The following is a 22,910-nucleotide window of genomic DNA, read 5'->3' as shown; positions in this document are numbered from 1 at the left end:
CAACAAGCGCGAACGCGGTCGCTGTGGGAGAGGCTTCAGCCTCGATTTCCTGGAAACATCGGTGCCGGCAACTTACAGCTTGGCAATCGACACTTCAGTGGATTTCACGAACGCAATCACTTCGCTGCCCACACCCAGCTCTAGCTCTTTTACCGAGCGGGTGGTGATCACGGAGGTGACGATGCCGGAGGCGGTTTGTACGTCGATTTCCGACAACACGTCGCCCAGTACGATTTCCTTGATGGTGCCTTTGAATTGGTTACGGACGTTGATCGCTTTAATGGTCATGGTGTTTCTCCTGGTACGTGAGTAATTGCTTCGAGTTAGTGAGTTACAAGGCCCAGCGCAGTTGCGTGGGCAGAGGTGATACCGGTTCTGGTGGTGGTGGGCCCGGTGGAATTTCGAGAACACGGTTGAGCACTTCGGCTTCCAGCGCGGCCAAGCGCGCCGAGCCCCGTTGCCGTGGACGAGCCAGGTGCACGGGCAAGTCCAGGCCGATGTGGCCGTCTTCAATCAGAATCACGCGGTCGGCAATCGCCACCGCTTCGCTGACGTCGTGGGTCACCAGCAGCACGGTGAAGCCGTGTTTCTGCCAGAGGCTTTCGATCAGTTGCTGCATTTCAATGCGGGTCAACGCGTCGAGGGCGCCCAGGGGTTCGTCGAGCAGCAGCAAACGCGGTTGGTGAATCAGCGCGCGCGCCAGGGCAACGCGCTGCTTCTGCCCGCCCGACAGCGCTGCCGGCCATTCGTGGGCGCGCTCGGCCAGCCCCACCGCCTGCAACGCTTCCAGGGCTCGGGGACGCCAGTCGCCGCCAAGGCCCAGGCCGACGTTGTCGATCACGCGCTTCCACGGCAGCAGGCGCGAGTCCTGAAACATCAGGCGGGTGTCTTCGCGCGCTTCGCTGAGCGGCGCCGAACCAGCGAGCAAGGCGCCGCTGGTGGGCGTGTCGAGCCCCGCCAACAGGCGCAGCAAGGTGCTTTTGCCACAGCCGCTACGGCCAACCACGGCAACGAATTGCCCGGCCGGAATCAGCAGCTCGATGTCATGCAACACCTCGCGCTCGCCAAAGGCTTTGTGCAGCCCACGCACCGCCAGCGGAATGCCGCCTTTGAGGTGCTGTGGGGCCACGTGATTTGCGTTGAAAGCGTTCATGCGGCGCCGCCTTTTTTAACTTGGTAAGCCGGATGCCAACGCAGCCATACGCGCTCCAGGCCACGCGCCGTGGTGTCGGCCAGTTTGCCCAGCAAGGCGTAGAGCAGGATCGCCACTACCACCACATCGGTCTGCAGGAATTCACGGGCGTTCATGGCCAGGTAGCCGATGCCGGAGCTGGCCGAAATGGTCTCGGCCACGATCAGGGTCAGCCACATAAAGCCCAGGGCAAAGCGCACGCCGACCAAAATCGAGGGCAAGGCGCCCGGCAGAATGACTTGGCGGAACAGGCCGAAGCCCGACAAGCCGTAGCTGCGCGCCATCTCCACCAACGCCGGGTCGACGTTGCGAATGCCGTGGTAGGTGTTGAGGTAAATGGGGAACACGGTGCCGAGGGCGACGAGAAAAATCTTCGCCGACTCATCGATGCCAAACCACAGAATCACCAGCGGAATGAGCGCCAGGTGCGGCACGTTGCGGATCATCTGCACTGTGCTGTCGAGGAAGCGCTCGCCCCATTTAGACAGCCCGGTAATAAAGCCCAGCGTCAGGCCAATGCTGCCGCCAATCAGAAAGCCGATGCCGGCGCGCCAGCCGCTGATGGCCAGGTGGTGCCAGATATCGCCGCTGCCGATCAGGGCCACCGCCGCGTCGAACACCGCGCTCGGCGCCGGCAGAATGCGCGTCGACAGCCAACCGGCGACCACCGCCAGTTGCCAGATCGCGAGCAAGGCCAACGGCAGCACGAACGGTGCGATGCGGTTGAGAATGTTGTTCACCGATTTCATATCAAGCACCCGTAGGAGCGAGCTTGCTCGCGAAGCTCTTGGCGTCGCTCGCCGATTTCGGCAGCACATCGTTGGCGATCATTTCGCCAAACGGGCTGACGTAGCTGGCGCCTTCCGGGCGTTGTGGACGCGCCACATCCAAGTGCGGGAACAACAACTCGGCCACGCGGTACGACTCTTCCAGGTGCGGGTAGCCAGAGAAGATGAACGTGTCGATACCCAGGTCGGCGTATTCCTTCACCCGCGCCGCCACGGTTGGGCCATCGCCGACCAGCGCGGTGCCGGCGCCGCCGCGCACCAGGCCAACGCCGGCCCACAGGTTGGGGCTGACTTCGAGGTTGTCTTTGTTGCCGCCGTGCAGGGCAGCCATGCGTTGCTGGCCCACGGAGTCGAAGCGCGCGAGCGAGGCCTGGGCGCGCTTGATGGTGTCGTCGTCCAGGTGGGAGATCAGCCGATCTGCCGCTGCCCACGCTTCCTCGTTGGTTTCGCGCACGATCACGTGCAAGCGAATACCGAAGCGCACGGTGCGGCCATGCTTGGCGGCTTTCTCGCGCACCTGGGCAATTTTCTCGGCGACGGCGGCTGGCGGCTCGCCCCAGGTCAGCACCATTTCCACCTGCTCGGCGGCGAGGTCTTGGGCGGCGCCTGACGAGCCACCGAAGTACAGCGGCGGACGCGGTTGTTGCAGCGGCGGGTAGAGCAGCTTCGCGCCCTTCACGCTGATGTGTTTGCCGTCGTAGTCCACGGTTTCGCCTTCCAGCACGCGGCGCCAGATGCGGGTGAATTCAACCGAGGCTTCGTAGCGTTCTTCGTGGCTCAGAAACAGACCGTCGCCGGCCAGTTCGTCGGGGTCGCCGCCGGTCACCAGATTGAACAAGGCGCGGCCGTTGGAAAGACGGTCCAGGGTCGCCGCCTGACGCGCCGCCACGGTGGGCGAAATAATGCCCGGGCGCAGCGCGACGAGAAATTTGAGTTGGGTGGTCACCGGAATCAACGAAGCGGCTACCAGCCAGGAGTCTTCGCAGGACCGCCCCGTTGGAATCAACACGCCACCGAAACCGAGGCGGTCAGCCGCCTGGGCAATCTGTTGTAGGTAGCCGTGATCGACCGCGCGAGCGCCCTCAGCGGTGCCAAGGTAATGACCGTCGCCGTGGGTGGGAAGAAACCAGAAAATGTTCAAGCTCATGGGAGTTGTCTCCTTAGTGCCCTCCCCAACCGGGGAGGGATGCTGCAATGGGGTTTGGTAACGGCGCTGTAATTACTGGGCGGTGGCCACGCTGGCGGGCGGCGTCCAGATCACGTCCTTGATGCTCAAGGGCTTGGGAATCAGCTTGAGTTGGTAGAAGGTGTCGGCGATTTTCTGCTGCGCGGTGACCACTTCCGGGGTAATGAAATGCGCGCCGTAGCCTTGGCGTTTCACCGCAGTGAGGGTGATTTCCTTCGACAAGCCCAGCAGCGGCGCGACCTGATCGGTGACGGCCTGCGGGTCGGCTTTGGAGTCTTCGCCCACGGCACGCACTTCATCGATGAGGGCGGCGATCACTTTCGGGTTTTTCTGCGCGTAAGGTTTGGTGGCCAGGTAGAACTGGTGGTTATCCACCAGGCCTTTGCCGTCACGCAGGGTGCGTGCGCCCAACTGGTTTTCGGCGGCAGCCTGGAAGGGATCCCAGATAACCCAGGCGTCGACACTGCCGCGCTCGAAGGCGGCGCGGGCGTCGGCGGGCGCCAGGAAGGCAACGTCGATATCGCTGTATTTCAGGCCGGCATCTTCAAGCGCGCGCACCAGCAGGTAATGGACGTTGGAACCCTTGTTGAGCACCACTTTTTTGCCCTTGAGTTCTTTCACCGATTTGATCGGCGAATCTTTCGGCACCAGGATCGCTTCGCTCAGCGGCGCGGGCGGCTCGTAGGCGACGTAAGTCAGATCGGCGCCAGCGGCTTGGGCAAATACCGGCGGTGTTTCGCCGGTAACGCCGAAGTCGACCGAGCCGACGTTCAAGCCTTCCAGCAATTGCGGGCCGCCGGGAAACTCGGTCCATTTAACGTCTACCCCTTGCTCGGCCAGACGCTTTTCCAAGGTGCCCTTGGCTTTGAGCAGCACCAGGGTGCCGTACTTCTGATAACCGATTCGCAGGGTTTCGGCTTGTGCTTGGCTGATGGCGCCGAAAGCTGTGGCCGCAACAAACAGGGCGACCAGACTCCGACGCAAAGTAACTGGGCGCATGGCGCTCTCCTTTGCTGTTTAAGTGGTGTCGCCTGCTTGCCCGTTGGCGGGTGAGTAAGGCTGATGATGTGTGGTTTTTTAACGCCCCCTCTCCCTGAGGGAGAGGGCTGGGGTGAGGGGGAAATTTCAACGGCCCCTCACCCCCGCCCCTCTCCCGCGACGGGAGAGGGAGTTAAAAGGTCAAATACTCCAATTCGCCGCCAGCAACCGCTGGTTCAGCACATTCGGGTCCAGGGGTTTTGGCCGGCGGGCCAGGGCGCTGTGGAACTGCTCCAGCGCTTCGTTCAACCGTTGCTCCAGACTGGCCGCCAGCTGCGCCGGCCCGCCGTTTTCGCCATAGGCGATCTGGCTGTCATCAGCAAAAACACCGTGTTGCACCTCTTGGGCCTTCAATGCGGTAAGCACCGGACGCAGGGCGTAATCCACGGCGAGCATGTGCGCCTTGCTGCCACCGGTGGAAAACGGCAGCAGCACTTTGTGTTCAAGGGCGCGTTCGGGCAGCAGGTCCAGCAGCACCTTCAGTGCGCCGGAGAACGAAGCTTTATAAACGGGAGTCGCAATCAACAGACCGTCCGCCGCCGCCACGTGGGCTTGCAGGGTTTGAATCTGCGGGCTGTCGAACCGGGCGTGCAGTAATTCTTCGGCGTTGAAGTCCTGAATGCGATAGCTCACCACTTCCACGCCCTGCTGTTGCAGCCAACGCTGCGAGCGCTCCAACAAGATTCCACTACGGGATCTCTGGCTAGGACTGCCGCTCAACGAAACCACTAACATTGCTTACTCCTTGCCTTGCCGACTTGTTGCTGGAGGCCGCTGCCTCGAGGCTCAAGCGCGCTCAGGTAGTAACTGCTGCTCGGTATCAGCGATTGGGTTGAGGGTCAGGCGCAGGTACGGTTTCACCGCGCGGTAGCCTTTGGGGAAGCGCTGCTTGATTTCGTCTTCGTCACGCAGCGACGGCACGATCACCACTTCATCACCGTCCTGCCAGTTGGCCGGGGTGGCGACTTTGTAGTTGTCGGTGAGTTGCAGCGAGTCGATCACGCGCAGAATTTCGTTGAAATTGCGGCCCGTGCTGGCGGGGTAGGTGATGGTCAGACGCACCTTTTTGTTCGGGTCGATCACGAACAGCGAACGCACCGTCAGGGTGTCGTTGGCGTTGGGGTGAATCAGGTCATACAGGCCCGACACTTTGCGGTCGGCGTCGGCAATGATCGGGAAGCCGACGAGCGTGCTCTGGGTTTCGTTGATGTCGTCGATCCACTTCAGGTGCGAATCAACCGGGTCTACCGACAGGGCGATGACCTTGACGCCGCGCTCGGCGAACTGGTCTTTGAGCTTGGCGGTAAAGCCCAACTCAGTGGTGCAAACCGGGGTGAAGTCAGCGGGGTGCGAAAACAAAACGCCCCAACTATTGCCCAGCCACTCGTGAAAACGAATGCGGCCTTGGCTAGAGTCTTGTTCGAAGTCGGGGGCGATGTCGCCGAGTCTGAGGCTCATGGTGCAGCTCCTGGTGCAAGTCGATGCGTGGGGCTCACTATGCTCAGGCTGCGTTCAAATTAAAAAGAATAAATAACAATTTATTTATATGTTTATGGAATATGAGATCCGACCGACTTGCCTGATGTATGGCATAAGCAAGGAAGCAATTATTCTTTATCAGAATAAACCGATGCTTTTATCATCCGCCGGTTGACTCATTTGCCCATGGACTCAGGACTTAGGAATTACTCGATGAAGCGATTGCTCACCACCTCCCTGCTCGCCGCCGGCCTGGCCCTGGCGTCCAGCGTGCAGGCCGCCACGCTGCTGAACGTTTCGTATGACGTAATGCGCGACTTCTACAAGGACTACAACGCAGCGTTCCAGAAGCACTGGCAAGCCGAAGGCAACCCGGCGCTTACGTTGCAGATGTCGCACGGTGGTTCGAGCAAACAGGCGCGCGCCGTCATTGATGGCCTGCAGGCCGACGTGATCACCATGAACATGGCCACCGACATCAACGCATTGCACGACAACGGCAACCTGATTCCGGAAAACTGGGCCACGCGCCTGCCGGACAACAGCGCGCCCTTCACCTCTGCCACCGTATTCATCGTGCGCAAAGGCAACCCGAAAGCCCTGAAAGACTGGCCAGACCTGCTTAAAGACGGCGTAGAAGTGGTCGTGCCAAACCCGAAAACCTCGGGCAACGGCCGCTACACCTACCTGTCCGCGTGGGGCTATGTGCTCAAGCAAGGCGGCGATGAAAAAGCCGCGCGCGAATTCGTCGGCAAGCTGTTCAAACAAGCCCCGGTACTCGACACCGGCGGCCGTGCCGCGACCACCACGTTCATGCAAAACAACATCGGCGACGTGCTGGTGACCTTCGAAAACGAAGCGGAAATGATCGCCCGTGAGTTCGGCCGTGGCAGCTTCGAAGTGGTGTACCCAAGCGTGTCGGCCGAAGCCGAGCCGCCGGTGGCGGTGGTCGACAAAGTGGTCGACAAGAAAGGCACCCGCAAAGAGGCCGAGGCGTACCTGAACTACTTGTGGTCAGAGGAAGGCCAGCGCATCGCCGCCAACAACTACCTGCGCCCACGCAACGCCAAGGTTCTTGCCGAGTTCTCGGACCGGTTCCCAAAGGTGGATTTCTTGCCGGTGGTGAAAACGTTTGGCGAGTGGCCAGTGATTCAGAAGACTCACTTTAATGATGGTGGGGTGTTTGATCAGGTTTACAGCGGGCAGTAAGTGCGGTTCGCGTAATGAAAAAGCCCGGCATTGCGCCGGGCTTTTTTGTGGTGCGGAAGTTTTCGAAATTCGAAACGCATCACGAGGAGCGAAGCGGTCGCCACGGACCGGGAGGAACTAAAACGCCGCCTTCCCTAAGGGAGGCGGCGTTGTTCTAGCAGGTCAAGCGTGATGGTTATTGGCTATTAGCGGTATAACACATTGGTATAACCCGTAGCATCCTGGCCAGAGGCCTTCGGAGTTGTCGATAGGAGTTGGGACCAACCCGCAACGGTCGGACTCGTAAAGACCACCGTGGCCACGCCGTTTGCGTCAGTGGTTGACGTAACAGTGGACAGAGTACCGGGTGCGCCTGAAAAGCTACTCACAGACCATGTCACGATATGGCCAGCGCCCACAGCGTTTCTGGCAGCGTCCGTGACTTGAACGCTGACAGTTGAAGTACTTACCCCGTCGTGCAATATGGTTTCCGGCGAGGCAGTGCCGGTCAAGATTGAAGGCTCCCCGGCAGTAAACTCCACGGTCAGCGATTCGGTGGCTGCGCCGCTCTGCGCCGTTACCGTCGCAGTGCCGACTAACAAACCACTCCTTAATGTCACTGTCGCAACACTATTTTGGTCGGTGGTAGAAGTCGCTACAGTCGAAGTGAGTCCATTCAGAGTTCCGAAGCTGGTCGCCCAAGATACAGTCACCCCTGGGCCTACTAAATTGCCGCCAGCGTCGGTAACCGTGGCGCTAACAGTCGTTGAGCTCCGGTTCGCCACAATTGAGTCTGGCGAGGCAATCACATCGATTACGGCTGGCGCACCGGGAGTGAAATCAACCTCAGCGGTATCAGTCACCGAACCAATTGCGGCTGTCACAGTGGCTGTGCCAAGCGTAGTGGAACTGGTCAGTTCAATTGTCGCTATACCGCTTGCATTAGTAGTGGACGAATTGCCCGCCAACGTACCTGCGCTGGTGCTCCAACTTACGGTCTCGCCTGCGACCAGGTTGCCGTTAGCGTCTTTAACCGTGGCGCTAAGGGTCGACGTGCTGATGCCGTTCGCTTCAATCGAAGCAGGCGAAGCGGTTACATCCATTGCAGTGGCTGCACCGGCAGTGAAATCAACCTCAGCGGTATCACTCACCGAACCAATTGCGGCTGTCACAGTAGCTTGGCCGGAAGTGGTTGCGCTGGTGAGGGTATTCGTCGCTACACCGCTTGCATTGGTGGTAGACGATGTGCCCGACAACACGCCAGCGCTGCTAGCCCAGGTAACGCTCACACCAGCACCGACAGCGTTGCCGTTGGCATCTACCACAGCGGCGCTGATAGACGATGTGCTTGCGCCGTCGGCGACAATCGCAGTCGGCAAAGCAGTGACGGTCATTGTTGCGGCTGCACCGGCGGTGAAATCAACCTCGGCGGTGTTGCTCGCCGAACCGCTTGTGGCAGTCACAGTGGCTTGACCGGAAGTGGTTGCGCTGGTGAGGGTAATCGTCGCTACACCGCTTGCATTGGTGGTAGACGATGTACCCGACAACACGCCAGCGCTGGTGCCCCAAGTAACGCTCACACCGGCACCGACAGCGTTGCCGTTGGCATCTACCACAGTCGCGCTGACAGACGATGTGCTTGCGCCGTCCGCGACAATCGCAGTAGGCAAAGCAGTAACGGTCATTGTTGCGGCTGCACCGGCGGTGAAATCAACCTCAGCGGTATCGGTCACCAAACCAATTGCGCCGGTCACGGTGGCTTGGCCAGCAGTTGTGGAGCTGGTCAGTTCAACCGTTGCCACACCGTTTGCGTCAGTAGTGGACGAAGTGCTTGCCAACGCACCGGCGCTGGTGCTCCAGCTTACGGTTTGGCCTGCTGCCAGGTTGCCGTTAGCGTCTTTAACTGTGGCACTAAGGGTCGACGTGCTGGTGCCGTTCGCCTCAATTGAAGCCGGCGAAGCGGTGACTTCCATTGCAGTTGCTGCACCGGCAGTGAAATCAACCTCAGCGGTATCAGTCACCGAACCAATTGCGGCTGTCACAGTAGCTTGGCCGGAAGTGGTTGCGCTGGTGAGGGTAATCGTCGCTACACCGCTTGCATTGGTGGTAGACGATGTGCCCGACAACACGCCAGCGCTGGTGCCCCAGGTAACGCTCACACCAGCACCTACGGCGTTGCCGTTGGCATCCACCACAGTCGCGCTGATAGACGATGTGCTTGTGCCGTCGGCGACAATCGCAGTAGGCAAAGCAGTGACGGTCATTGTTGCGGCTGCACCGGCGGTGAAATCAACTTCGGCAGTGTTACTCGCCGAACCGCTTGTGGCAGTCACAGTAGCTTGGCCGGAAGTGGTTGTGCTGGTGAGGGTAATCGTCGCTACACCGCTTGCATTGGTGGTAGACGATGTGCCCGACAACGTGCCAGCGCTGGTGCCCCAGGTAACGCTCACACCGGCACCGACAGCGTTGCCATTGGCATCTACCACAGCGGCGCTGATAGACGATGTGCTTGTGCCGTCGGCGACAATCGCAGTAGGCAAAGCAGTGACGGTCATTGTTGCGGCTGCACCGGCGGTGAAATCAACCTCAGCGGTATCAGTCATCGAACCAATTGCGCCGGTCACGGTGGCTTGGCCAGCAGTTGTGGAACTGGTCAGTTCAACCGTCGCCACACCGTTTGCGTCAGTAGTGGACGAAGTGCTCGCCAATGTACCGGCGCTGGTGCTCCAGCTTACGGTTTGGCCGGCTACCAAGTTGCCGTTAGCGCCTTTAACTGTGGCGCTAAGGGTCGACGTGCTGGTGCCGTTCGCTTCAATCGAAGCAGGCGAAGCGGTTACATCCATCGCAGTGGCTGCACCGGCGGTGAAATCAACCTCGGCGGTGTTGCTCGCCGAACCGCTTGTGGCTGTCACAGTAGCTTGGCCGGAAGTGGTTGCGCTGGTGAGGGTAATCGTCGCTACACCGCTCGCATTGGTGGCAGACGATGTGCCCGACAACGTGCCAGCGCTGGTGCCCCAGGTAACGTTCACACCGGCGCCTACGGCGTTGCCGTTGGCATCTACTACAGCGGCGCTGATAGACGATGTGCTCGCGCCGTCGGCGACAATCGCAGTAGGCAAAGCAGTGACGGTCATTGTTGCGGCTGCACCGGCGGTGAAATCAACCTCGGCGGTGTTACTCGCCGAACCGCTTGTGGCAGTCACAGTAGCTTGGCCGGAAGTGGTTGGGCTGGTGAGGGTAATCGTCGCTACACCGCTTGCATTGGTGGTAGACGATGTGCCCGACAACGTGCCAGCGCTGGTGCCCCAAGTAACGCTCACACCGGCGCCTACGGCGTTGCCGTTGGCATCGGTCACAGCGGCGCTGATAGACGATGTGCTTGTGCCGTCGGCGACAATCGCAGTAGGCAAAGCAGTGACAGTCATTGTTGCAGCTGCACCGGCGGTGAAATCAACCTCGGCGGTATCAGTCATCGAACCAATGGCGCCGGTCACCGTGGTTTGGCCAGCAGTTGTGGAACTGGTCAGTTCAACCGTCGCCACACCGTTTGCGTCAGTAGTGGACGAAGTGCTCGCCAATGTACCGGCGCTGGTGCTCCAGCTTACGGTTTGGCCGGCTACCAAGTTGCCGTTAGCGTCTTTAACTGTGGCGCTAAGGGTCGACTTGCTGGTGCCGTTCGCCTCAATTGAAGCAGGCGAAGCGGTGACTCCCATCGCAGTGGCTGCACCGGCAGTGAAATCAACCTCAGCGGTATCAGTCACCGAACCAATTGCGGCTGTCACCGTGGCTTGGCCAGCAGTAGTGGAACTGGTCAGTTCAACCGTCGCCACACCGTTTTCGTCAGTAGTGGACGAAGTGCTCGCCAATGTACCGGCGCTAGTACTCCAGTTTACGGTTTTGCCCGCTGCCAGGTTGCCGTTAGCGTCTTTAACTGTGGCGCTAAGGGTCGACTTGCTGGTGCCGTTCGCTTCAATCGAAGCAGGCGAAGCGGTGACATCCATTGCAGTAGCTGCACCGGCGGTGAAATCAACCTCGGCGGTATCAGTCACCGAACCAATTGCGGCTGTCACAGTGGCTTGGCCAGCAGTTGTGGAACTGGTCAGCTCAACCGTCGCTACACCGTTTGCGTCAGTAGTGGAGGAAGTGCTCGCCAATGTACCGGCGCTGGTGCTCCAGCTTACGGTTTGGCCTGCTGCCAGGTTGCCGTTAGCGTCTTTAACTGTGGCGCTAAGGGTCGACTTGCTGGTGCCGTTCGCTTCAATTGAAGCAGGCGAAGCGGTGACATCCATTGCAGTGGCTGCACCGGCGGTGAAATCAACCTCAGCGGTGTTACTCGCCGAACCGCTTGTGGCAGTCACAGTGGCTTGACCGGAAGTGACAGCGCTAGTGAGGGTAATCGTCGCTACACCGCTTGCATTGGTGGTAGACGATGTGCCCGACAACGTGCCAGCGCTGGTGCCCCAAGTAACGCTCACACCGGCGCCTACGGCGTTGCCGTTGGCATCTACCACAGCGGCGCTGATAGACGATGTGCTTGTGCCGTCGGCAACAATCGCAGTAGGCAAAGCAGTGACGGTCATTGTTGCGGCTGCACCGGCAGTGAAAACAACCTCGGCGGTATCAGTCATCGAACCAATTGCGCCGGTCACGGTGGCTTGGCCAGCAGTTGCGGAACTGGTCAGTTCAACCGTCGCTACACCGTTTGCGTCAGTAGTGGAGGAAGTGCTCGCCAATGTACCGGCGCTGGTGCTCCAGCTTACGGTTTGGCCTGCTGCCAGGTTGCCGTTAGCGTCTTTAACTGTGGCGCTAAGGGTCGACTTGCTGGTGCCGTTCGCTTCAATCGAAGCAGGCGAAGCGGTTACATCCATTGCAGCGGCTGCACCGGCGGTGAAATCAACCTCGGCGGTGTTGCTCGCCGAACCGCTTGTGGCAGTCACAGTGGCTTGAGCGGAAGTGGTTGTGCTGGTGAGGGTAATCGTCGCTACACCGCTCGCATTGGTGGTAGACGATGTGCCCGACAACACGCCAGCGCTGGTACCCCAAGTAACGTTCACACCAGCACCTACGGCGTTGCCGTTGGCATCAAGCACAGCGGCGCTGATAGACGATGTGCTCGCGCCGTCGGCGACAATCGCAGTAGGCAAAGCAGTGACGGTCATTGTTGCGGCTGCACCGGCGGTGAAATCAACCTCGGCGGTGTTACTCGCCGAACCGCTTGTGGCAGTCACAGTAGCTTGGCCGGAAGTGGTAGTGCTGGTGAGGGTAATCGTCGCTACACCGCTTGCATTGGTGGTAGACGATGTGCCCGACAACGTGCCAGCGCTGGTGCCCCAAGTAACGCTCACACCGGCGCCTACGGCGTTGCCGTTGGCATCGGTCACAGCGGCGCTGATAGACGATGTGCTTGTGCCGTCGGCGACAATCGCAGTAGGCAAAGCAGTGACAGTCATTGTTGCAGCTGCACCGGCGGTGAAATCAACCTCGGCGGTATCGGTCATCGAACCAATGGCGCCGGTCACCGTGGTTTGGCCAGCAGTTGTGGAACTGGTCAGTTCAACCGTCGCCACACCGTTTGCGTCAGTAGTGGACGAAGTGCTCGCCAATGTACCGGCGCTGGTGCTCCAGCTTACGGTTTGGCCGGCTACCAAGTTGCCGTTAGCGCCTTTAACTGTGGCGCTAAGGGTCGACTTGCTGGTGCCGTTCGCTTCAATCGAAGCAGGCGAAGCGGTGACATCCATTGCAGTGGCTGCACCGGCGATGAAATCAACCTCGGCGGTATCAGTCATCGAACCAATTGCGGCTGTCACGGTGGTTTGGCCGGCAGTTGTGGAACTGGTCAGTTCAACCGTCGCCACACCGTTTGCGTCAGTAGTGGACGAAGTGCTCGCCAATGTACCGGCGCTAGTACTCCAGTTTACGGCTTTGCCCGCTGCCAGGTTGCCGTTAGCGTCTTTAACTGTGGCGCTAAGGGTCGACTTGCTGGTGCCGTTCGCTTCAATCGAAGCAGGCGAAGCGGTGACATCCATTGCAGTAGCTGCACCGGCGGTGAAATCAACCTCGGCGGTATCAGTCATCGAACCAATTGCGGCTGTCACAGTGGCTTGGCCAGCAGTTGTGGAACTGGTCAGCTCAACCGTCGCTACACCGTTTGCGTCAGTAGTGGAGGAAGTGCTCGCCAATGTACCGGCGCTGGTGCTCCAGCTTACGGTTTGGCCTGCTGCCAGGTTGCCGTTAGCGTCTTTAACTGTGGCGCTAAGGGTCGACTTGCTGGTGCCGTTCGCTTCAATCGAAGCAGGCGAAGCGGTTACATCCATTGCAGTAGCTGCACCGGCAGTGAAATCTACCTCGGCGGTATCAGTCATCGAACCAATTGCGGCTGTCACGGTGGCTTGGCCAGCAGTTGTGGAACTGGTCAGCTCAACTGTCGCTACACCGTTTGCGTCAGTAGTGGATGAAGTGCTCGCCAATGTACCGGCGCTGGTGCTCCAGCTTACGGTTTTGCCCGCTGCCAGGTTGCCGTTAGCGTCTTTAACTGTGGCGCTAAGGGTCGACTTGCTGGTGCCGTTCGCTTCAATCGAAGCAGGCGAAGCGGTTACATCCATTGCAGTAGCTGCACCGGCAGTGAAATCAACCGCAGCGGTGTTACTCGCCGAACCGCTTGTGGCAGTCACAGTGGCTTGACCGGAAGTGGTTGCGCTAGTGAGGGTAATAGTCGCTACACCGCTTGCATTGGTGGTCGACGATGTGCCCGACAACGTGCCAGCGCTGGTGCCCCAGGTAACGCTCACACCGGTGCCTACGGCGTTGCCGTTGGCATCTTTCACAGCGGCGGTGATAGACGATGTGCTCGCGCCATCGGCAACAATCGCAGTTGGCAATGCTGTGACGGTCACGCCCGCGGCAGCACCAGCGGTGAAATCAACCTCGGCAGTATTAGTCGCAGAAGCGCTTGTGGCAGTCACCGTGGCTTTACCGGAAGTGACAGAGCTGGTCAGTTCAACCGTCGCCACACCGCTTGCATTGGTGGTGGACGAGGCGTTTGCCAACGTGCCCGCGCTGGTGCCCCAGGTAACGCTCACACCGGCGCCTACGGCGTTGCCGTTGGCATCGGTCACAGCTGCGCTGATAGAGGATTTGCTTGTCCCATCGGCGACGATCGCGGTAGGCGAAGCAGTGACGGTCATAGTTGCGGCAGCGCCAGCGGTGAAATCAACGCTTGCGTCGTTAGTGGCCGAACCGCTGCTGGCCGTCACAGTACCGCTACCGATAACGGTGGCGCTCGTTAAGGTAACTGTCGCTACACCACTCGCATCGGTGGTGGACGACTGAGCTCCCAACGTACCGGCGCTAGTGCTCCAGTTCACGCTCACACCGGTGCCTACGGGATTACCGTTAGCATCTGTCACAGTTGCGCTGACGGTGGAAGTGCTGGTGCCGTCGGCGACAATCGAGGCGGGCGAAGCAACGACGGTCATCGTGGCCGCAGCGCCGGCAGTGAAGTCAACGTTAACGGTGCGTTTCGTGGCACCGTATGTTGCTTCGACTGTTGCTACGCCTGCGACCTTGCTGCTCATTAGCGTCACGGACGCCTCGCCGTTTGCATCGGTAGTGGAAGTGTTGCTCGACAGCGTACCTGCGGAAGTCGCCCAGTTAACCGTCACACCCGCTGCACGTGGCTGATTGCTGGCATCGAGAATTTTGACTTTTATCGTGCTGGAATCTGCCCCCGTTGAAGGGATAGCGACCGGTTGAGCGGTCAGCAGAAATCCTAAAGATTGGACATTCACTTGCATCGGATTGGAGACAACCGCGCGCCCCGACTTATCGGTTCCAATAGCTTGCAAGCTGTAGATGTTCACGCCGGTGTTGTCATACGCGGGAAGTTGAACGGTGCCTTGACCGCTTCCATCGTAGGGCAAAGCAAAGCTAGCCGCAGTACCTGTCCAGCTAATGGACTTTAAGGTCGCAGCGCCTTTGATTGCGAAAGGAACAACTTTGAATTCAGTGTCGGAGATGACCTCGGGCAAGCTTATTTGGCCGCCGTCTTTTTTATGGTCAATTACGATTTCGTTATTACGGGATACTAGGTCGTAACGCATGTTTTCGAGCATGCGGCTGGCCATCACGTTGCTGCTGGAGAGCTGTTTCGACAGCGGTTCTCCGATTCGATAGTTCAGCGCAAGATTCGCCGACGTATCGGCAATTCCGTGTTGCCCTACGCGGTGATCGACACTCAAGCCAATCAACGGGATCGGGTTATAGATAACCCCAACACTCAAAGCGCGCGGATCTTTCTGGCGGTTGTCTACACCGAACAAACTGACGTCATCGCCATAGAATTGTTCGTATGCAACCTTGGCGCCAAGCTGAGGATAAGAGGCTAAGTACCCTTCCGCTCGAAGATCCCACCCTTTGGCGGGTCTTTCCAGGTAGTCGGCTTGGTCAGGGGACGCCTTCCAGCTTGAGAGCGGTTGATAGCCGTTAGCGCTTAACTTGAGAAAGTCTGTCCACGCTTCAACACCAACACCGAGACGGGCGTTTTTACCCGTTACATCCCAGTCATAAAAGCTGTTACCGCCCAGCAGCCAGCCTTCGACATTACGGCGATAACCGAGACCCAAGTTGACCGTGTTGCGGTAGTCCTCGGTGTAAGTATCAGCACGACGAACGCCGGACTGTACGAAGAGCAGGTTTTTGCCTTCGTTATAGAAAGGCATCAATAAATCAAGGCTCCCGCCGCGCACTCCACCTTCTCCTGCTTTTAAGGCGAGCTCGGAAGTAATGTGGTGGCTATCGAACCAGTTTCGACTGGCTTGACTTGCAGCGCCCGATATAAGCCCTACGCCTCGGCTTACCGCATCCTCAAGCCCTTGGCTTCGGCCTCGCAACGCAGCGGGGCCTAGATCAGTAGGGGCCTCAGCCGCGTAAAGCCAGTCGGAGGAAGGATTTGTTAATGGAACGTTCGAGGGAATGGTTGCGGTAACACTGCCCAGTTCCGGCAGGTTTTGCTGCTGCGCAGACACAGGTGCGGAGACCTGAGCAACCGCCGGAATAAGCGGCGACAGCGCAACACTACACGCTAGGTATAGCGATAAGAGCTTTGTGGAGAAGGAACGCATGCTTTCGACTTCCATAACACGAAGAAATGAGAAGCCGAAGTGTGTGAGCGGGACGGAGCGAAAGCGGTCGCCCGAGTCCTACAGGGGCGTAGGGAGATGCCTTGGCGACTTTTAAACACGGATATTTCAACGCCAAAATCTCGAACGGTCGAACGGAATATTGCCGATTCGCTTAGTTACAGCGACCGCGCCAAAACACGGTTTCGTTGGCTAAGAACACAAAAAAACCGGGCGTATTGCCCGGCTTATTACGTGTTTTTTCAACTTCGGTTCGACCTGCACGAACATCTGGAGAGAGAGCGCAAACAGCCCCGATAATCACCGTGGAACTAACTAAATTTGCAGCCAGCAAGGCAACGGCGCATGCGTTGCTTCTCCATTTATACCGCTGCAAATCCCTAACCGAACAAATGGCCCAATGGGAAGCGGCGCCGGTATTCCTTCCCGAACCGTCCCGCCGCCTGCAGTTAAGCGCGCAGACTCCGCCTACCGGCGGCCATGCCGCCATCGACTCATTTTGGCTCAACCCGAATCGTGGAGCCGTAACCTACTCCATCTGCGCCGCCGACCGATGCCTCCACCTTGCACCAACCATACAAAAGCGCCCCGCTGGGGAATGCGTACAAGAGTTACAGAAGTAGCAGTGATGCCTCGACTATCCGTGACTCCGATGATCGGCGACATAAATTGAGTACCCCACGCGCAATCGTCCCGCCAATACACGGTCACGCCTGTAAGAGGCTTGCCATCCGCACCGGATACGCTGGCGGTAACATCGCCGCGGCCAGAAAGCGTTAGTGGGTCCGGCCCCGAATAACGCAGGGAGATGGTTACCGCAAAATCGACAGTCGTAGTGCCTTGCATCGCGCCCACAGAAGCCGTGACAGTGCTTTGTCCCTCATAAAGGCCACTGGTGAGCACCGTAGTGGCAATGCCGCTGGCATTTGCGACGGATGTCATGAGGGAAAGCGTGCCCGTTGACCCAGTTCTGTCCCCCACCGCCGCCCAACTCACCGATGTACCGCCAGCAGCCGCTGCTATTCGACCCTGAGCGTCACGCAACTCAGCGCTGATCGTCGACGTGCTTCTGCCATCTGCCGAAATGGTTTCGGCAGATCGGGTCAGCACAATGTGCGCAACCGGGCCCGCAACCAAGCTTACGACGGCAGAACTTGTAGCCGTGCCGCTGCGCGCTTCAACCGTAGCCTGACCAATAGCAGTTGGGCTGGTCAGAACAATCGTGGCAGTTCCGGAAGCGTTGGTCACAGAACGTACGTCAGCCAAAACGCCGGCGCTCCTCGTCCATTCCACCGTTGTGCCCGCTTCAACCACATTGTTATTGGCATCGGTGACGGTCGCGCTCAGCGTCGACGTCGAGCTGCCGTCAGCAACGATGGACGGGGACGACGCCGTCACGGTCAGGGCTGCCGGCTCGCCGGCCACAAACGCAACGGCTGCCAGGTCGCTTCCCGTACCACTTGTTGCCTCGACCGAGGCCGTTTCAACGACGGTCGAGCTAGTAAGAACCGCCGTCGCCACCCCATTCGCATCGGTCAGAGAGGAATCATGATTCAACGAGCCGGCGCTAGTGCTCCAGCTCACCGCCTGGCCTTCGCCGACGCTATTGCCGTGCGCATCTTGTACGACCGCGCTCAAGCGGGTGGTGCTTGTGCCATCGGCGGTGAGCCGAATTGTGCTAGCCGTTAGCGCTACGTCGCTCGCTGCGCCAGCGGTGAACGTGACCGACGCGCGTTGTGTGCTCGCGCCGTAGTGTGCCTCGACAATGGCAGTGTTTGTGGTCGTTGAGCTGGTCAGGGTAACCGACGCTTCGCCGTCCGCATCTGTCGTCGAAACGTCGTCGGACAAGGTGCCCGCTGTGGTGGTCCAGTTCACCGTGACACCGGCCATTCGCGGCTGAGTGCTAGCACTCGCCACTTTTATCTTGATAACGCTGGTGTGCACGCCAGTCGCCGCGATAGACGCTGGGGTTGCGCTCATCACGGCCGATAATGGCTGAACCACTACCGTCATTGCGTTGGAGACGACGGCGCGCCCCGCCCTGTCGGTACCGATGGCCTGTAACGAGTAGGCATTAGCCGCGCCAGCGACATAGGCGGGCAACTCAAGAGCGCCCCGCCCGCTTGCGTTTAAAGGCAACGCAAAACCTGCCGCTGAGCCGGTCCAGCTGAAGGCATTTACGCGCTCTGCGCCGTGCACAGCAAACTCAACGGTCTTTAGCTCGCTGTCTGAAATAACGTCCGGCAGCATCATCTGAACCGCCTTTAGTCGATGTTCGAGGACCATTTCATTGTTACGCGACACCAAGTCGTAGCGCGCACTTGCGAGCATACGATTGGCCGCCACGTTGGCGCTGGACAGCTGCTTGGCCAGTGGTTCCCCGAGCCGATAGTTGAATGCCAGACGGGCAGAGGTGTCGGCCTGACCATGCTGGCCGATGCGGTGGTCCAGGCTCAGACCTACCAACGGAACCGGGTTGTAAACAATCCCCACGCTGACGGCATGGGGGTTCTTTTGCCGATCACCTGACGCGAACAGGCTCACCTCGTCCCCATAAAACCGCTCGTACGCCAGTGTGGCGCCTAGTTGCGAATAAGCCGGTAAATAGCCTTCAGCGCGCACGTCCCAACCCTTGGCAGGGCGCTCTAGATAATCAACTTGATCCGGCGATGGATTCCAGTCCGAAAGGGGCTGGTAGCCGTTGACACTCAGCTTGAAAAAAATCCGCCCACGCTTCCACGCCCACACCCAAGCGGGCGTTTTCGCCGGTCAGGTCCCGGTCATAAAAGCCATTGCCACCCACAAGCCAGCCGCCCACCGAGTGGCGATAGCCAAGGCCCATATTGACGGTGGTGCGATAGTCGTCGCTGTACGTATTGGCGCGACGCAGGCCGGATTGGACGAACCACAGACGCGCACCTTCGTTGTAGAACGGCAGCAACACGTCGAGGCTTGCGCCCTCGATTCCGCCACGCGTGCTTTCTAGTTGCAGCGCCGAGGTGATGTGGTGGCTGTCGAACCAACTGCGGCTGGCTTGACTGGCTGCGCCAGACAACATGCCCAATCCCTGCGCGACCGCGTCTTCAACGCCTTGGCTGCGGCTGTGTGCTGGCTTCGACGTCAGGTCATCCGGTACCGCTGCCCACAAGAAAGATTGGTCTTGTATGGCGGGCGCTTCACCGGCGGGCTTGGCCGCCGGCGAACCCAACTCTGGTAGACGCTCATGCTCGCTGGACGCTGCGGCGTGCACGTTAGAAGCCATAGGGGCGAGCGGTGAAAACAGGACACTCCACGCCAAGTACAGCATTAACGAAGTGCGAAAAAATCGGCGCATGGAGGTCGACGTCCGTCAGAAAATGAGGCGTCGAATTCTCACGACATGGCGGCGAAATTAAGGCCGCCCCAATCTCTCAAGCGTGTAGCTTCCTTCCCGCTAAGGTTTATAAGCGCGACGAATCGCGGACGAAAAAAAGCCGGGCATCAGCCCGGCTTTTCTTCTAACGCGCTGTATTACAACAGCGGCAGGGTGTAGCTCACGATCAAGCGATTTTCGTCTTGGTCGTTTGCAGTGGTGTTGCCACGAAGCGTGGCATTACGCCAGGTTAGACCGAGACCTTTAAGCGCGCCGTCCTGCAGAACGTAGTCGATTCGGAAATCGCGTTCCCACTCTTTGGCATCGCTGCCGGCGGCATTGATGTTGTCGCCTTTGAGATAGGTGATCACCGTCTTAAGACCCGGTACGCCAACGCTAGTGAAGTCGTAGCCGTATTCAGCCAACCAGGTTTGCTCGCCAGCGCTTAGGAATTTGCCAATCTGACGGTCAGTGATCAGGTAGGCGGTGGAGCCGTCGCCTTGGTTCAGGAAGGGGAAGGCGCTGTCGCCCGACACTTCTTGGTAACCCGCGCTCAGTGCATGTGCACCCAAGGTGTAGGTGAACAAAGCGCTCCAGGTCTGGTTGTCTACTTCATACCGGTGCGGGTCGGCTGCGCCAGATGCCCAGTAGCCGTTGCTGCGGTAGCCCTCTGTACGACCCGAAGCGGTGCTGTTCTTGCCGTCGGAGTCGCTAAGGAAGTAGCGCAGATCCGATTTCAACACGCCGGGACCAATGCCCCAGTTATGCACCAGACCCAGGAAATGCTGGGTGTAGAAATCTTCTAGATTGCCGTAGTAGTACTGCGCGGTCAGGTCCTTGGTGATCTTGTAATCACCACCTGCGTAGTAGAACTTGTTGCTGTCAGAAATTGCTGTGCCGACCGGCGTGCCAGTCGGGCGAGCCGCGCCCCCGATACGCAGGCCGACGTCATCAGTGGAGCTGCGGGTTTTGGTGTGCTCCAACTGACCTGCTACTACGGTCAACCCCTCAATCTCAGCCGAGGTTACTTGGCCGCCTTCAAAAAGTTGCGGCAACAAACGACCGTCGTTAAACGTCACAACGGGCAGTTTCGGCTGCAAAGTGCCGAGGCGGGCCTCGGTCTTCGAAACGCGCAATTTTGCAGTGGCGCCCGCTTTGCCATATGCGTCTTTGGCTTCGCCGTCGCTGTCGAGCGGGAAAAGCTGGCCTGGCGTGCGGCTCTGGTCAGCCGACGCTTTGTTGGCGCTGCCGCCAGCGTCCAGTTTTATACCTGCAAGGCCAATTACATCCAGACCGAAACCTACGGTGCCCTGGGTAAAACCAGACGTGTAATTGAACATGAAACCTTGGCCCCATTCCTGACCGGAAGCGGCGTCAACGTTTTTGTTGTTTACGTCGTAATAGAAGTTACGCAAACCCAACGAAGCCTTGCTGTCTTCAATAAACCCGGCAGCGCCGGCTTGCTGTGCGATGACGCCGAGAACGACGGCCAACGCCAGAGGGGATTTGGTCATGGTGCTTACTCCAGGTGCAGATCTTTTTTAGTTTTCCGACACTGCAAGGAGTCACTACTTTCAGCTTGCTTGGTGCGGGTCGTGCTGGGGGCCCGGCGACGACGGCGCAACAGTAATAAAAAAGCCATAAATCTAAAAAGACTTATTAGTTTGTTTTTAATGCTTTTTAAGAATATTCGACACATTTCGCAAAACCTGGTCGGTAGCGGGGTCATTCAGGAAACCAAAGCGCGAAAAAATCCGCCGCTTAGTGACCCTCGGTCCCGCCGCCGACTCAGTTTGAACGCCCGCGCCAGAGCCTTTAAGCGTCTAAAAACTCCTGCGCCGAAACCACCGGGGCGTAGCCAAACGCCAATGCAGCCATAAAGGCGGCATGAACCTGGGCAGCCGGCACGGTGACGCCGTTGAATTCCAGGTCGTGGGTGGCGCAGGCGTCGTGGATAACGGTGGTGTCGTAGCCGAAATCTACGGCGGCGCGGGTTATGCCATGGGTGCACATGTGGCTCATGCTGCCGACGATGACCAATTTATCGATGCCATGTTTATCCAATACGGCGCGCAACTCGGTGTCGCGGAACGAATTGATGTGCTGTTTGACGATCACCGGCTCGTCCGCGCGGTTGAGCACCGTCGGGTGCACCTCGGTGCCCTCGGAACCGGCGAGAAAAAACGGGGCGTCGGCCTCCGAAGATTCGTGACGGATGTACACCACCAAATCACCGGCATCGCGAAACGCTTTGATGACTAGCGCGGCCTTTTCAGCGGCCGCGTCGGCGCCTACCAACGGCCATTTACCGCCTGGGAAATAGTCGTTCTGGATATCAACTACGATCAGCGCTTGCTTGGACATGGTGTTTTCCTCGGTTCAGGTGGGTAGTGTTGCGTGGCTGAAGTATTCGCCTGTGCAAGCGGGGCGAGAATTAGCCGGAACGACAATAGCGGTGGGAAAAATGACAAAGCAGGAAAATCAGGCGGTGCTTGAAATCGGTTTGTTGGTGTACCCCGGCGCACAAACCGCCGCCGTGCACGGCCTGACCGATCTGTTCGCCGTCGCCAACCGCATCGCCGCCGAGCAACAGGCCACGCAACTGCCCACGCTGCGCATCAGCCATTGGAGCGGCAGCGCCACGGACCCCACGCCGCAACGCATTTACGACAGCTTGCCCGGCAGCACCAGCCGCCTTGGCGCGGTGGTGATTCCGCCTTCACTAGCCGACATGCCATCGGCCGAAGACGCGCAACCGCTGGCTGACTGGATCAAGCGTAGCCACGCGCAAGGCGCCATTGTTGGCTCCATCTGCCTGGGCGCGTTTTTGCTGGCGATTACCGGCTTGCTCGACGGCCGCCACGCCACCACCCACTGGACCCACGGCGAAGAACTGGCCAGCCAGTTTCCGGCGCTCAAGGTGGACGTCGACAAGCCGATCATCGATGACGGCGACATCATCACCACGGGCGGTTTAATGGCCTGGGCGGAAATCGGTTTGCGCCTGGTCGACCGGCTACAGGGCCCCAGCATCGCCACCCGCACCGCACGTTTCTTGATGGTGGAACACAGCGACAGCGCCCGCGAATGCGGCAGCAACTTCGCGCCGATTCTGGCCCACGGTGACGCAGCGGTTTTGAAGGTGCAGCACTGGCTGCAGGCCAACGGTGCGGTAGACGTCAGCCTCGCCGCCATGGCCGATTGCGCCGGGCTGGAAGCGCGTACGTTCTTACGCCGCTTCCGCGCGGCGACGGGCCTGAAGCCGACGGAATATTGCCAGCACGTAAAGGTGGGCAAAGCCCGTGAAATGCTCGAATTCACCAACGGCACCGTCGACCACATTGCCTGGACCGTCGGCTACCAAGACCCGGGCGCGTTTCGCAGCGCGTTCAAGAAAATCACCAGTCTTTCGCCGAGCGAGTACCGCAATAAGTTTGGGGTGAAGCCCAATGCCGCAGTTGCCAGAGAAGCCGGTTAAATCAAAAAAATCGAGGCTAAACCTCTCCCACAGTTTTCAGTTTCCTGTGGGAGAGGCTTTAGCCTCGATCCC

At 59.1% G+C, this 22,910-nt stretch carries 13 protein-coding genes and 1 pseudogene; 2 read left to right on the top strand and 12 right to left on the bottom strand.

Features of this window, described 5'->3' with window-relative positions:
* Positions 1 to 72: 72 nt before the first annotated feature.
* The 7 genes and pseudogenes from ACZZZP_RS24615 to ACZZZP_RS24585 form a co-directional block, all read right to left on the bottom strand.
* Positions 73 to 288 carry a TOBE domain-containing protein gene (locus tag ACZZZP_RS24615; protein WP_056842174.1) on the bottom strand — a complete coding sequence of 72 codons (216 nt, stop codon included), beginning with the start codon at positions 286 to 288 and terminating at the stop codon, positions 73 to 75.
* Between the two features lie 43 nt (positions 289 to 331).
* Positions 332 to 1,153, bottom strand: coding sequence for an aliphatic sulfonates ABC transporter ATP-binding protein (gene ssuB / locus ACZZZP_RS24610; RefSeq protein ID WP_463384450.1), 822 nt, complete (start codon positions 1,151 to 1,153; stop codon positions 332 to 334).
* Positions 1,150 to 1,941, bottom strand: coding sequence for an aliphatic sulfonate ABC transporter permease SsuC (ssuC, locus tag ACZZZP_RS24605; RefSeq protein WP_463384449.1), 792 nt, complete (start codon positions 1,939 to 1,941; stop codon positions 1,150 to 1,152). Before ssuC ends, ssuB begins: the two co-directional genes overlap by 4 nt.
* Position 1,942: 1 nt before the next feature.
* Positions 1,943 to 3,127, bottom strand: a complete 1,185-nt coding sequence (ssuD, locus tag ACZZZP_RS24600) for an FMNH2-dependent alkanesulfonate monooxygenase (protein ID WP_463384448.1) — start codon at positions 3,125 to 3,127, stop codon at positions 1,943 to 1,945.
* 72 nt (positions 3,128 to 3,199) lie between these two features.
* Complete coding sequence (locus ACZZZP_RS24595) at positions 3,200 to 4,165, bottom strand: sulfonate ABC transporter substrate-binding protein (protein ID WP_122497700.1); 966 nt, start codon at positions 4,163 to 4,165, stop codon at positions 3,200 to 3,202.
* A 180-nt stretch (positions 4,166 to 4,345) separates the two neighbouring features.
* The gene (ssuE, locus tag ACZZZP_RS24590; protein WP_463384447.1) at positions 4,346 to 4,939 is read right to left on the bottom strand and encodes an NADPH-dependent FMN reductase; all 594 of its coding nucleotides are present in this window, start codon (positions 4,937 to 4,939) and stop codon (positions 4,346 to 4,348) included.
* An 85-nt stretch (positions 4,940 to 5,024) separates the two neighbouring features.
* Positions 5,025 to 5,662, bottom strand: a pseudogene (locus tag ACZZZP_RS24585) (peroxiredoxin).
* A gap of 234 nt (positions 5,663 to 5,896) precedes the next feature.
* Here ACZZZP_RS24585 and ACZZZP_RS24580 point away from each other — a divergent pair.
* The gene (locus ACZZZP_RS24580) at positions 5,897 to 6,892 is read left to right on the top strand and encodes a sulfate ABC transporter substrate-binding protein (protein WP_122497704.1); all 996 of its coding nucleotides are present in this window, start codon (positions 5,897 to 5,899) and stop codon (positions 6,890 to 6,892) included.
* 185 nt (positions 6,893 to 7,077) lie between these two features.
* Here the strand turns inward: ACZZZP_RS24580 and ACZZZP_RS24575 are convergent, their stop codons facing one another.
* The 5 genes from ACZZZP_RS24575 to ACZZZP_RS24555 form a co-directional block, all read right to left on the bottom strand.
* A complete protein-coding gene (locus tag ACZZZP_RS24575; protein ID WP_463384445.1) occupies positions 7,078 to 15,990 on the bottom strand; it encodes an Ig-like domain-containing protein in 8,913 nt (2,970 codons plus the stop codon).
* A gap of 522 nt (positions 15,991 to 16,512) precedes the next feature.
* A complete protein-coding gene (locus ACZZZP_RS24570) occupies positions 16,513 to 18,756 on the bottom strand; it encodes an inverse autotransporter beta domain-containing protein (RefSeq protein WP_463536921.1) in 2,244 nt (747 codons plus the stop codon).
* Positions 18,662 to 19,270 (bottom strand): inverse autotransporter beta domain-containing protein, encoded by a 609-nt coding sequence (locus tag ACZZZP_RS24565; protein WP_463536920.1) that lies wholly within the window; start codon positions 19,268 to 19,270, stop codon positions 18,662 to 18,664. The genes ACZZZP_RS24570 and ACZZZP_RS24565 overlap by 95 nt, the downstream gene beginning before the upstream one ends.
* Positions 19,271 to 19,518: 248 nt before the next feature.
* A complete protein-coding gene (locus ACZZZP_RS24560; protein ID WP_463384443.1) occupies positions 19,519 to 20,874 on the bottom strand; it encodes an OprD family porin in 1,356 nt (451 codons plus the stop codon).
* Between the two features lie 301 nt (positions 20,875 to 21,175).
* Positions 21,176 to 21,724 (bottom strand): cysteine hydrolase family protein, encoded by a 549-nt coding sequence (locus ACZZZP_RS24555; protein ID WP_463384442.1) that lies wholly within the window; start codon positions 21,722 to 21,724, stop codon positions 21,176 to 21,178.
* 100 nt (positions 21,725 to 21,824) lie between these two features.
* Between ACZZZP_RS24555 and ACZZZP_RS24550 the strand changes: the two genes are divergently transcribed.
* Positions 21,825 to 22,838 carry a GlxA family transcriptional regulator gene (locus ACZZZP_RS24550; RefSeq protein ID WP_463384441.1) on the top strand — a complete coding sequence of 338 codons (1,014 nt, stop codon included), beginning with the start codon at positions 21,825 to 21,827 and terminating at the stop codon, positions 22,836 to 22,838.
* Positions 22,839 to 22,910: the final 72 nt, after the last annotated feature.

The organism is Pseudomonas sp. AC211, from assembly GCF_979258055.1.
Note: the sequence above shows the minus strand (reverse complement) of the source record. Positions and strands in the feature narration are given on the sequence as shown.